Source organism: Endozoicomonas sp. OPT23, from assembly GCF_009653635.1.
Lineage (GTDB): Bacteria > Pseudomonadota > Gammaproteobacteria > Pseudomonadales > Endozoicomonadaceae > Endozoicomonas_A.
Map to the genome: position 1 here is coordinate 44,642 of NZ_PPFD01000004.1, position 11,768 is coordinate 56,409.

Sequence of the window (11,768 nt, forward strand, 5' to 3'; positions counted from 1 at the left end):
TTTATGTCAGCTTTCTATTATAAAAAGATATAGTCGTCTCAGCGGTCACACTGTTTACCTGCCATTGATGTCGGCCAACAATTCTGGATAAACGTCATGCGTACATTTTTTCTGGCACCTACCCGCTACGGAGTTGGACTGACCTCCGTCTCTCTGGGTCTGGTGCGTGCTCTCGACAGCCTCGGTCTGAGAGTCAAGTTCTTCAAGCCTATCGCCCAGCTGCACACCATGGACAAGGGACCTGAACGTTCCACACGTCTGGCCCAGCGCATCATGGACCATGAGCCACCTACTCCAATCAGCACCGCCCGTGTTGAGAACCTGTTGGGTGACAACAAGGGTGACGAGCTGATGGAAGACATCGTCGCTCTGTTCGACGAAGCCCGCGACGGTGCTGAGGTCGTTGTTGTGGAAGGTCTGGTACCCACCCGCAACATGCCTTACGCCAACCGCCTGAACAGTGATATGGCTCAAACCTTGAACGCCGATATCATTCTGGTATCCGAGCAGGGTGAAGACTCTCTGGAAGACGTTGCAGACAAGCTGGAAATTGCAGCAGACAGTTTTGGTGGCATCAAGAACCCGAACATGGTCGGCTACATTCTGAACAAGCTCAGCAAAGAGACCGCTGACAAGTTGACACCTGATGGTCAGATTCAGTGCCTGCCAGAGTTTGCCCGCAAGGACTTCCTGCCTCTGGGTTATGTCAGTCAGGATCCGGCTCTGTCCTCTCCGCGTACTCTGGACATTGCCAATCACCTGGGTGCCGAGATTCTGCATGAAGGTGAAATGGCCACTCGTCGTGTAAATTCCTACACCCTGAGTGCCCGTACACCCACCAACATGATTCACCACCTGAAGCCGGGCAACCTGATTATCTGCCCTGGTGACCGCGATGACATCGTTCTGGCTACTGCTATGGCAGCACTGAACGGCGTGCCTCTGTCCGGTCTGCTGCTGACCAGCGGCATCGGCATTTCCGATGCAGTTTCTGGTCTTTGCTCCAAAGCCATCGCAACCGGCCTGCCGGTATTGCTGTCTCAGGATGATTCCTACACCACAGCAACCCGCCTTGACCGCATGAGCGACGAACTGCCTCTGGACGACAACGAACGTCTTGAGAAAGTAATGAACACCATCGCTGAAAACCTCAACACTCGCTGGTTCAAGAAACACTGTGCCAGCCTGGTTGAGCGTCGTCTGTCTCCACCAGCATTCCGCTACAGTCTGGTACGTCGTGCTCAGAAAGCTCGCAAGCGTATCGTTCTACCGGAAGGTGATGAGCCAAGAACCATTCAGGCGGCTGTTATCTGTCAGGAGCGCGGAATTGCCGAATGCATCCTGCTGGGTAAGCGTGAAGTGATTGAGCAGGTGGCCAGAGACAACGGTTTCTCACTGCCTGAAGGACTGATCATTATGGACCCGGAAAGCACCCGTGGTCGTTATGTTGAGCCTATGGTTGAGCTGCGAAAGCATAAAGGCCTGAACGAACCTATGGCTAAAGCGCAACTGGAAGATACCGTTGTGCTTGGCACAATGATGCTGGCTACCGATGAAGTTGACGGTCTGGTTTCCGGTGCAGTACACACCACAGCCAACACTATCCGTCCTGCGTTCCAGTTGATCAAACCCAAAAAAGACGCTGGTGGACTGGTTTCTTCCGTGTTCTTTATGCTGCTGCCTGATCAGGTTCTGGCTTACGGTGACTGTGCCGTTAACCCTAACCCTAACGCTGAGCAGCTGGCGAACATTGCCATTCAAAGTGCTGACTCTGCGGTTGCTTTTGGTATCGAACCAAGAATTGCAATGATCAGTTATTCCACTGGTTCTTCTGGTATCGGTGAGGACGTTGAGCGTGTTCGTGAAGCAACTCAGCTGGTGCGCGAAAAGCGTCCAGACCTGATTGTCGATGGTCCATTGCAGTACGACGCGGCTTCTGTTGAATCAGTAGCTCGCAGTAAAGCCCCGGATTCAAGTGTGGCTGGTCGTGCAACAGTATTTGTCTTCCCGGATCTGAACACCGGTAACACCACCTACAAGGCTGTACAGCGCAGTGCCAACGTTATCAGTGTTGGTCCTATGCTGCAGGGTCTGAACAAGCCGGTTAACGACTTATCCCGCGGTGCTCTGGTTGACGATATTGTTTATACCATCGCTCTGACGGCTATTCAGGCTTCTGCTGAAAAAGCCTGATGCTTGATCTGGAAGCACTCGGTTAAACAAACCGAGTGCTTCCAATTTCTCTTGCCATGCCTTCAATATTAAAGCCTGAAATCCCCCCAGACAGCATCATGATCACTTGAACTCAACTCCCCTGAAGATTTCATCAGTCCTCCCTTGTACTCACTTCCCCCTGTATACCTTCCTGAGTATTCAAACAATGGCGACTCCAGTGAATTGATATGCAAGTCGTCTGCCTGCCTCATCTTGCCATGAAGGCTTACACTCACAAGACCATGGTCAAGATTTCCCAATTCACCATTGTATGAATAGCTGAATGGTATTTTTTCAGCGTACTGACCTTCTGCTGGTAAAGGATTTGGAACAGGCGTGAGTGGCTTATAGCTGAAGCCTTTCGTTATCTGCTCTGACTGTTCAAGCGGCTTACCACTGACAAAAAATGCCCGGGAGGAAGTCACAATAGCCGGTGAAATGGTATCCTCGGTCAAAATACGTACAGGGTCTTCTTTTGCATAAGCATTAAAGTCACCGAGTAACAATACATCGCCAGATTGAGCTTCGGCCTGTAGCCGTTTGCCAAGTACATTCGCTGCAGTCGATCTTAATCTTGTACAACAGCCTTGTTCATCGGGGCCACCTTTAGGATCATCAGCACAACCACTGCAGCGTTTGGATTTGAAGTGACTGACAGCGATGGTTAAACACTTACCTGGCTGCCCCTTCAGACAAAACTCCTGAATCAGGCTTTCACGCATGCCAACAACATCGTTACTGCCACTCACCTCTCTTGGCATTTCAAGAGTTTCTACCTCTCCCTTGGGAGTCACTCTAACAGGTCGGTAAATCAAGCCTACAGAGATCGCATCAGTTCCAATCTGACTGGCATTCTTAGGGTAGACAAATTGATACCGCCTGGTTTCATCGGCCTCAAGAAGATTTAAACTGGAAACAAGAAACCCAATGGCTGACTTATCACCTGAACCGTTATTACCGACTTCCAGCAAACCCAGAACATCTGCATCCATAAGCCTTATCGCCGAGGTCAGTTTCTCTAACTGCAGTAAGCCATCTTCTACTGACTTAGCACCTCTGTTGCCTGGAGATTCAGGTGCACCTTCAATAACATCGTCCGTAAACCAGTTAAGTAAGTTGAAGCTTGCCAAGCGAAGGTCTGAAATTTGTTGTCTGTCAGGAATGGATGAAGCAGTAGGTCGCGCCAGTTTTCCGGCCGGTAATGTCACGCTATCAGGGGCCCAATCAGAATCCACCAGCAATTCATAACTACTGTCTCGCTGGCTTACTATAGCTTTGAAATCACCTAACTTACTGCCCACTCTGAGATAATTTGCCCAGTAGTTAAAAGCGGCATAGTAATTAATTTCGCCTGATCGTGTTTTACCACTTTCAATCACTGCCAAACGACGCGCCTTATTCTTAGCAGCATGATCTTCAGCAGCCTTTCCTCCCGGATATAACTGTGTCGATTTGAACTGGACGGAGTCAGCAACAAACAGATTATTTTTCTTTCTTCCGTAGTCAAAACTGTATGCCTTGCTCAGAGTGTACCCTTGGGCAGAGACCAGCATACCTTCCATTTTCTCCAGGTCAGCTCCGGAATAGCCTGTTTCGCTTGCCTGAAGGACAACAGCTGTCGGTAGTGACCCGGCCCCTTTATCCGTAGATGTCACTGAGCCTGTTATCTGCAGCTGATTTTTGTACTCTCCCAGCTTGCCTTTGACTTCTACAGTATTTCCTTTAGTAACCTTGGTTCCTTTTTCATAGACATAAATCGCTGATGATGTCGGTGATGTAGATGTTCCATCCTGAAGATAGTAGCCAGATTTCCCTCTACTGTCCGCTGTTATATGAGTCACAACGCCTTCCAGGGTTACGTCTTTTCCTTTGAGACTTGAGTCACCACGAACTTGCTGAATGGTCTTTGGTGCAGAGAGTGCGTTTGGAGAAAAACCAATCAGAAAAGATAAAGTCAGACTGCCCAGTGCAGCTGTTAGTCGTTTAATAGTCATGCCATCTGCTCCTAAAACTCATACCGTGCACGACAGGTGATGCCAGTCTCTGTGTAGTTTTCCCGATAGGCACCATTCAGATCACAACCTACAAGCATCGCATTCATTCGATAATCGAACCCCAGAGAACCTGCCAGAGTCAGCCGGTCTGGTGTTTTACCTTTTGAAACCACCGCAACGGGACTGGTTCCGACGGTATAGCGAGTCTCCAGGTCGCTGTTCGAGAAGTTGTACCAGAGCATCGCTTTAGCTCTGGGAGAAAAGCCTTCCTCCTGAGGGAAATACCGAACACCAAAGCCCGCCTCAATGACGGTTTCAGAAACACTCTTGATGCGTTGATCCAGCTGTCGATAATGGTAGTCGTCGACATTGACGTAGCTGATATTCAGCCCCATCAATGGTTGAACCGGTAAAGGCAGGTAACCCAATACCTGAACCGTCACTGCTGTGGATTTATAATCTGCCTTGTCTTCCTTATTCGCATATCTGCGCTTTGAGGAATTATCGGCCCATGAATAGCTGACTATGGACTCCATACCAATAGCGCCAAAGTCTTTGTCGGCATAGAGAGCAATCAACCAGCTATCGGTATTGGTACTGCTGCTTTTTGAATAGTCGGTATCTGCCTTCTGGTAAGACAAAGCAAATCCCATCAATGTACACAGCTCCTCTGACACAGTATCTACACCAGCCACAAGCCCTTTGACATCAGAGTCATAACCCGGGTCTTCTCCATGGGAATTTAATTTCCCTTTGTAACCGAGAACTTCAGCCCAGACAGCAGGTCGTTCAATACCATCACCAGCATTCATACCTGTTTGCTGCAAGCCCGAAGCTGCCACTCTCTGGCTAATCTGATTTCTGGCTTGCTGTCCAAAGGAAATAGCCTGCTCTACTGAATGAGATGAATCAGGTGTTAACTGGGTCACTAACTGTTTGAGACTCGCCTGATTATCAGACTGCTCATAAAGCATTGACTGCACTTCTCTCGACCCAAACTCCATGCTCGTTGCAGCCGCTTCTGCACTCTGGTCAGACCAGCCCATCTTCCTGAGCTCCTGACGGCTCTGGGCCATAGTTTGAGGAACAGCCTTGAACTTAATTTCTTTAGCAGAGAGCCCGGATAGCATCTCCAGCCTCACGAGAGGGTTTTCCAAAACCAGCGCTGGCTTATTCAAGTCGGAGGGAGCTGATATCAGATTATACACCTTGTTCATCGCTGGTTTGCCCAGCACTTTGACTCTACTGCCACTGCCAAAGTTAAAGCTGTTCCCTGAGGAAAGGAATGTGTTATCAGAAGGAATATCTCTGGCCTGAACCAGTAAGTCGGATTGAGGCGCTATATCAAACGTCAGCGGTGATCTAAAAGAGTTGGCCTTATTCCACTGCCCGGCTTCAGGCTCTCTGCCTACATTATAAAAGAACCGACCATAAGATATATGGCCTTTGTTAGCTGCGGACTGCAATCTGCCCGAACTTGTTACCGTCAGTTTATTACTGCCGACGGGGAGTCTTTTTCCACTCCATAAATGACCAGAATCATTTGCGTATAACAATGCATGACCTGACTCCGACTGCACTCCACCATCAATTTTTATTTGCCCTGAAGCTGAGTTGGCAACTCTAATAGCCGGATAACCATCAGCGGTACTCTGTAACCTGAGACCAGTACTGGAGCCCAGATCAATCTGATATACACTTCCTGCCTGTGCATAGATAGCGTGCCTCTGTCGTGATACTGCCAGACCACTGCCTTTAAAATTGATTGCACCAGTACGAGCACCTTCCAAAAGGAGAATCGTATTTGCATCGGAACTCAGTCTGCTATTGATATTAAGAGTAACCGTTGAGGTACCTTCAAACCTGAACACCTCACCTCGATACTGGGCATTGAGTTCACCATTGACATTGACGGTTCCTGTCGCCCCATTTTTTATCGTATAGAGAGGGCCTTCGGCTGTTTTACTGGCAGTGATATCACAACTACCCGTTATCTCGGCACCGCACGGTGCGGCAGACAATGTTCCGGAAAACGGGCAGCAGAAAGCAGGTAAAGAAAGGTAATAAAGCAACTTCTTCATCAATGATTCCTCAGTGACATCAGAAACGGCATGCAGCTCCACAGCTACACAGAGGGAAAATAAAAATGACTTCAGACGATAGGCAATAGCAGGCTGAATCAAGTATGAAAGTGTAGAGCAGAAAATGAATTTTCGCGGAACTGGATAAGTTACTTAGTAAGAGAGGCTCTCACATAACTGTCATATTTCTTGCTTAAAATCATGATCAGTTTACTAAAGCTATCAGAAAGGAGGCCGACATCTGTTTATTACGCCCCATAGAAAAGAAAAATGAAGAGAAAAGTATGATGAAACTACACACTCATAACCAGTCTACTGTCACCTGCAACAACTGCGGTCATAACGAACCGGAAACCATGCCACAGGATGCCTGTGTATACCTTTATGAATGCCGTAGCTGCAGAACACTGATGACACCACAGGCTGGAGACTGCTGCATATTCTGTTCACGAGGCAGCCACCCCTGCCCTACCAGCCAGAGAGAGAGTAAAAGCTATTATGCAATGCCACAGACTGCAGTTCAGAATGCAGACTCCATCAGCCCGGTCACTCAATCTTCAATGGCTGGCTGAATCTTTTTGATGCCGAGCGTATGAGAATACACCGGCATCCACCCTTCCTTTCCTCTCTCTCCTTCACTACCTAACTGATCACCAAACTCTCGCTTCTTCTGCGAATACCCATCACATGTATCAATGACAAAATTCCGGAAAGCCCTGTTATCAGAGCAGCTAATATAAGTGTTTTATAACCTACCAGCCCGAAACACCAGGCTCCCAGTACGCCACCCGTGAAGAATCCTGACAACAGCAACAGGTACAAAGCAAAACGTCGTTTATCAATTCCTCTACCACTGAGCCAGTAACCAATTTTTGCACCAAGATCGGTCACTATCCCGCTCATATGTGTCGTTCGAATAACCGCATGGCTGAAGGTACTGACCAGAGCATTCTGCAAACCACAGGCCAGTGATGCGAACATTTGCCCCCAGAAAGAGCTGTGTTTGAACAACATCATTGAAACCAGCAACAGAAAGCACTCAACGATTAATGCCACACCGTATCGTCGACCCAGCCTGAGCCTGCTGCCACGGGTAATAACTCCGCCAAGAACAGCACCAAGGAAAAAACAGAACACAACCATGGACAGATGGCTGAGCACAGCCCAGTTTTGTTGTGCCAGAGCCGTCGAAGCCAGAGTCACGGAACCGGTAACATGGGTGACCGCCTGATTAGAAAAGCTGAGCAGAGCAACCGAATTCACTAACCCGGCAGACAAAGTCAGTAACACGCCACCAACCCAGACCCAGAGAGGCAGTTTACGAATCATCTAGAAATACTCAGTGAGACTACCGACACAGTGGGTGTCAGTGAATAGAGTGCTTATTATCAGCCAACCGCAGGAAGGATTGTATTGTGGGTTGCTACTAATCGCAGGTTACTAATAGAGGTACCTTCCTTAAAACAGGAAAGCACCTCTGCCGTCATGATAAGAGAGATACGCTAAATCACTGTCTCTAACTGATTAGCGTTGAGGTGCTGGCTTCAAATTAATTTCAACTCTGCGATTCATGGCTCTGCCAGCCTTGGTTTTATTGTTGCCAATCGGGTTGGAAGCACCTTCACCGAAATAGGTGACCCGTGTTGAGGAAACACCCTGATACTCAAAGTACCTGGCAACACTCTTTGCTCTATTCGTAGACAAACGCTGATTAAGGGACGGACTGCCAGTGCTATCGGTATAACCAATAATCTCGATCAGGTTTTTATCGTATCTCTTGAAAACTTTTGAAACAGAGACCAACACAGGATAAAAGCTCGATTTGATAGCAGACTGATTACTCCCAAACGTAATATTGGAAGGCATTACCAGCTGAATATCGTTTCCATAACGATTGATACGAACTCCGGTTCCCTGAAGTTCCTGTCTTAAAGCCGCTTCCTGCTGATCGGTATAGTAACCATAACCCGCTCCTGCAGCAGCACCTAGCGCAGCACCTCTGAGAGCCCCTTTCTCACCATCAACCAGACCACCAATAACCGCCCCGGCAATGGCACCAACACCGCCATAGGTTGATGTTTTATTGGTTTCCTGCTGTCCGGTGTAAGGGTTGGTGGTCTGACAGCCTGCCAGTACAGCAGCAGTCACACCAACAACAGCCAGCTTTTTCATTGAATTCAGCATACTTCTCTCTCTGAATATATCGGAATGTTTGAATACTATTCATCAATATATGTATTCAAACATTGGGGTAGTTACTCTGGTTCAGCCACGAATAACACTGTTCTCACGTAACTCTTCACCAATGCTGGTATTAGGGCCGTGACCTGCAACCACAGTGGTTTCCTCATCGAGGATATACAAACGCTGGCGTATCGACTTCTCAATGGTTTTGAAATCACCGCCCCATAGATCCGTTCTGCCAATGGAACGACGGAACAACGTATCCCCGGCAATAAGAACACCAGCTTTTTCAAAATGGAAACACATGGAGCCTGGTGTATGACCGGGCGTATGCATGGCAACACCATCACAACAGGGCAGTTCCTGATCATCTTTCAGCCAGAAATCAGGATCGGGAATAGGATTGTAGGGCACACCAAATCTACGACACTGTGTCTCCAGGTTATCCCAAAGAAACTTGTCTTCTTCGTGCAGATGAATAGGTGCGCCGGTCTTCTTCTTGATCTCACCACTGGCCAGAAAATGATCAAGATGGGCATGCGTATGAATCAGGGCAACTGCTCTTAAACCATTAGCTTCCAGTTTGGCCAGAATGACATCCGGATCACCGCCCGGATCGATCACTATCGCTTTTTTGGTAATTGTGTCACCAATAATGGTGCAGTTGCATTGCAACGGGCCAACCGGAAAGGTTTCCCTGACCATGGTACACACATTCGCTGTTTCCTGACTGTTGGAAGTCATAGCCGCTTGCCCTCATCCTGAAATGACCGGCTATTTTAATTCAGAGATATCTTTATGCCTATCCATAGACAGGGGATTCAGGGTCAGGGTATTGAAAAGAGATGTTACCAGGCTGTATCAGATCGCTTTGACAGGCAGGCTGATGTAACCAGCCGTTGCCAGCTTAAAGCCCCTTCCCTTACCTAATACAGCTTCGATCAGCATATAGATAGGCACACCATGACTGAAGGCTAGAATAACACCGCCTTGCTCTGTGCTCTTGTCTGAGCTTTTATATGAGTAGCGATCAATCAGATCGCGGTAGCAACTGATCACACGAGAGCTGATCTGCTCGTTTGTTTCACCACCAAAAGACTCCGGATGTTCTGGAAACCAGAAGTCTTCATCCTGATAGTCACTGTAGATCGTACTTTCACGCTCACCGGCTCTGGCTTCAATCAAACGACGGTCACTTTCCAACAGTGTTGCTGGAACCGATAGATAGTCCATGGCAATCTGGGCACTTTCCAGCGCTCTCGGCAAAGGTGAACTTAACACAGCAAGAATATTCTTCTCTTCCAGATCAGCTGCTACCTGTTTAACAGAGGACAGAACCTGCTGTTTACCTAATTCTGTCAGTACTGCTTTTCGGTAATTGGGATGCTCAGGATCAGAGCTGTAAAACTCACCAGTATTATGAGTACCTTCGCCGTGTCTAAATATTATAATTTTCGCTGCCATTAACTCTGTCCTTTTTCCTACCTGAATTTTACGGGTATCTAAGCAAAACCTTCCGTTTCACTTTCCTTTCCGGCAGTTTACCCAGTTCAAGTGTTACGCCAGCTCTAAAAGAGCTGTGGCTGTTCAGTTGAATAAGAGAGGAGCTGACTCTTTTTCTCTGGCTCATTTCCACTTCGTCAGAGAAGCCTTCGATTCGAATAAGAGGAGGAAGTATTAAGCCGTCCTCATAACACTCCTGTTCTTCTTCCTGTTCTTCCAGCAGCCAGGGCGGATCTAAACGGATAGCCATCGTCAACCTCCAGAACAAGTCGTACCATTAATTAGAGTTCGTAATAAGAGCTCGAAACAGAAACCTTTCACAAAAACTCGCCATAAAACTCTGCCTGAACAGCTGTTCTAGAGCGCTCTATCACTGCATCGCTCGACAAGTGTAGCCAAACTAAACCCAAAGCAAGAGCTAATTAGGAAGTGAATATTCAAATATCGAAATAGCCTTACGGACTTGGGTACTGAAGCTAACCTTAACTCTCAGATATCATTCAAATAAGAGTCTCTTTGATGTGCGATAGTCACAAATCCATGAACCTTAATTCAGGCTCGGTTTTAATCATCTCCGGTCTGATTGGCCTGATGACAGGCTGGCTTGATATTGCTTTTTTGAATCAGGCCGGAGCTGTTATTGCAGATATTTTTATCCGCCTTTTGAAACTGGTCAGCTTGCCCATCATTTTTTTCTCTTTATTGGCAACATTGTCCGGAATGGGAGGAACCTCTGATGTAAAGAAACTGGGTGGAAAAGTACTAAAGTACACCCTCATGACGACCTTACTGGCAGCAACTCTGGCACTTGGGCTTTATCTTTTATTTGATCCGGCCAGAACCAGTATCATGCTGACCAGCCCTATTGAAGGTGCCGTTGAAACCGTCAACTACTGGCACTATTTACTCAGTTTGATCCCGGAAAACTTCATCGCTCCCTTTTACAACAACAACGTGATGGGCGTACTGTTTCTGGCTCTGGTGTTAAGTGCAGCAACACTTTCCCTGAGAAAAGATCATAAGCAAACTCTAAACCAATTGTTTGAGAGTCTATTCGCCGCAGTCATGAAAATGACCGGTTTCTTCCTGAGATTAATGCCTCTGGCGGTCTGGGCTTTTGTAAACCTTTTCGTTCAGGACGTTCAGAATCAGGAGACACTTCAGGGGCTGGCCCTTTATCTTTGCTGTGTATTGATGGCCAACCTGATTCAGGCTGGTGTTATTCTGCCTGCACTGTTGAAAGCCAAGGGTTTATCGCCATTGTCGTCTTTTAAAGCAATGCTGCCAGCACTGACGGTTGCTTTCTTTTCCAAGTCTTCCAGCGCCGCACTGCCTTCAGCTATCGACTGTGCTGAACAGCGAATGGGTATTAATGGCAAAGTAGCCCGGTTCAGCATGCCTCTTTGCATCACAGTCAATATGAATGCCTGTGCGGCCTATATTCTGATTACGGTGCTTTTTGTCTGCCAGAGCAATGGTATTCAATTTTCAGGAATCGAGCTGTTCTCATGGATTTTGATTGCCACACTGGCTGCGATTGGTAATGCCGGCGTCCCTATGGGCTGCTATATGCTCTCCAGTGCCTTTCTGGCAGCCATGGGTGTGGATATGAAACTGATGGTGTTAATTCTGCCTTTCTATGCGTTTATCGATATGCTGGAAAGTGCCATCAATGTCTGGTCTGACTCCTGTGTGACCGCAATGGTCAACAAGGAGTTGAAGTCTTCTCCCGCTTTGCTGGAAGAGAACATGGAATAAGGGCTTGATTGAGAGCCCTCACTTAACCTACCCC

Annotated in this window: 10 protein-coding genes; 3 read left to right on the plus strand and 7 right to left on the minus strand. The window is 47.7% G+C overall.

Annotation, left to right across the window (positions count from 1 at the left end; genetic code table 11):
- Positions 1-96 precede the first annotated feature (96 nt).
- Positions 97-2,193 carry a phosphate acetyltransferase gene (gene pta, locus EOPP23_RS10670; protein ID WP_153765983.1) on the plus strand — a complete coding sequence of 699 codons (2,097 nt, stop codon included), beginning with the start codon at positions 97-99 and terminating at the stop codon, positions 2,191-2,193.
- A 68-nt stretch (positions 2,194-2,261) separates the two neighbouring features.
- Here the strand turns inward: pta and EOPP23_RS10675 are convergent, their stop codons facing one another.
- Together EOPP23_RS10675 and EOPP23_RS10680 are read right to left on the minus strand one after the other, a co-directional pair.
- Positions 2,262-4,208 carry an ExeM/NucH family extracellular endonuclease gene (locus EOPP23_RS10675; protein WP_153765984.1) on the minus strand — a complete coding sequence of 649 codons (1,947 nt, stop codon included), beginning with the start codon at positions 4,206-4,208 and terminating at the stop codon, positions 2,262-2,264.
- Between the two features lie 11 nt (positions 4,209-4,219).
- Positions 4,220-6,289, minus strand: a complete 2,070-nt coding sequence (locus tag EOPP23_RS10680) for an autotransporter domain-containing protein (RefSeq protein ID WP_153765985.1) — start codon at positions 6,287-6,289, stop codon at positions 4,220-4,222.
- A 284-nt stretch (positions 6,290-6,573) separates the two neighbouring features.
- Between EOPP23_RS10680 and EOPP23_RS10685 the strand changes: the two genes are divergently transcribed.
- Positions 6,574-6,861: a GDCCVxC domain-containing (seleno)protein gene (locus tag EOPP23_RS10685; RefSeq protein WP_228550680.1), complete on the plus strand. Its 288-nt coding sequence runs from the start codon at positions 6,574-6,576 to the stop codon at positions 6,859-6,861.
- 70 nt (positions 6,862-6,931) lie between these two features.
- On the opposite strand, the gene EOPP23_RS10690 is transcribed toward EOPP23_RS10685, so the two are convergent.
- From EOPP23_RS10690 to EOPP23_RS10710, 5 genes are all read right to left on the minus strand, one after another.
- Positions 6,932-7,618: a YoaK family protein gene (locus tag EOPP23_RS10690; protein WP_153765986.1), complete on the minus strand. Its 687-nt coding sequence runs from the start codon at positions 7,616-7,618 to the stop codon at positions 6,932-6,934.
- Between the two features lie 195 nt (positions 7,619-7,813).
- Positions 7,814-8,473 carry an OmpA family protein gene (locus EOPP23_RS10695; protein ID WP_228550681.1) on the minus strand — a complete coding sequence of 220 codons (660 nt, stop codon included), beginning with the start codon at positions 8,471-8,473 and terminating at the stop codon, positions 7,814-7,816.
- Between the two features lie 81 nt (positions 8,474-8,554).
- Complete coding sequence (locus tag EOPP23_RS10700) at positions 8,555-9,217, minus strand: MBL fold metallo-hydrolase (RefSeq protein WP_153765987.1); 663 nt, start codon at positions 9,215-9,217, stop codon at positions 8,555-8,557.
- Between the two features lie 117 nt (positions 9,218-9,334).
- Positions 9,335-9,937, minus strand: a complete 603-nt coding sequence (locus tag EOPP23_RS10705) for a histidine phosphatase family protein (protein WP_153765988.1) — start codon at positions 9,935-9,937, stop codon at positions 9,335-9,337.
- Positions 9,938-9,965: 28 nt separating this feature from the next.
- Complete coding sequence (locus EOPP23_RS10710) at positions 9,966-10,226, minus strand: hypothetical protein (RefSeq protein ID WP_153765989.1); 261 nt, start codon at positions 10,224-10,226, stop codon at positions 9,966-9,968.
- Positions 10,227-10,495: 269 nt separating this feature from the next.
- On the opposite strand from EOPP23_RS10710, the gene EOPP23_RS10715 reads away from it, so the two are divergent.
- Positions 10,496-11,734, plus strand: coding sequence for a dicarboxylate/amino acid:cation symporter (locus tag EOPP23_RS10715; protein WP_228550682.1), 1,239 nt, complete (start codon positions 10,496-10,498; stop codon positions 11,732-11,734).
- The last annotated feature ends 34 nt before the right edge of the window (positions 11,735-11,768 follow it).

Coding starts and splice junctions, on each gene's coding strand:
- EOPP23_RS10710 (WP_153765989.1), bottom strand. CDS start 10,226: ATGGCTATCCGTTTAGATCCGCCCTGGCTGCTGGAAGAACAGGAAGAA.
- pta (WP_153765983.1), top strand. CDS start 97: ATGCGTACATTTTTTCTGGCACCTACCCGCTACGGAGTTGGACTGACC.
- EOPP23_RS10705 (WP_153765988.1), bottom strand. CDS start 9,937: ATGGCAGCGAAAATTATAATATTTAGACACGGCGAAGGTACTCATAAT.
- EOPP23_RS10700 (WP_153765987.1), bottom strand. CDS start 9,217: ATGACTTCCAACAGTCAGGAAACAGCGAATGTGTGTACCATGGTCAGG.
- EOPP23_RS10675 (WP_153765984.1), bottom strand. CDS start 4,208: ATGACTATTAAACGACTAACAGCTGCACTGGGCAGTCTGACTTTATCT.
- EOPP23_RS10685 (WP_228550680.1), top strand. CDS start 6,574: ATGATGAAACTACACACTCATAACCAGTCTACTGTCACCTGCAACAAC.
- EOPP23_RS10715 (WP_228550682.1), top strand. CDS start 10,496: ATGTGCGATAGTCACAAATCCATGAACCTTAATTCAGGCTCGGTTTTA.
- EOPP23_RS10680 (WP_153765985.1), bottom strand. CDS start 6,289: ATGAAGAAGTTGCTTTATTACCTTTCTTTACCTGCTTTCTGCTGCCCG.
- EOPP23_RS10695 (WP_228550681.1), bottom strand. CDS start 8,473: ATGCTGAATTCAATGAAAAAGCTGGCTGTTGTTGGTGTGACTGCTGCT.
- EOPP23_RS10690 (WP_153765986.1), bottom strand. CDS start 7,618: ATGATTCGTAAACTGCCTCTCTGGGTCTGGGTTGGTGGCGTGTTACTG.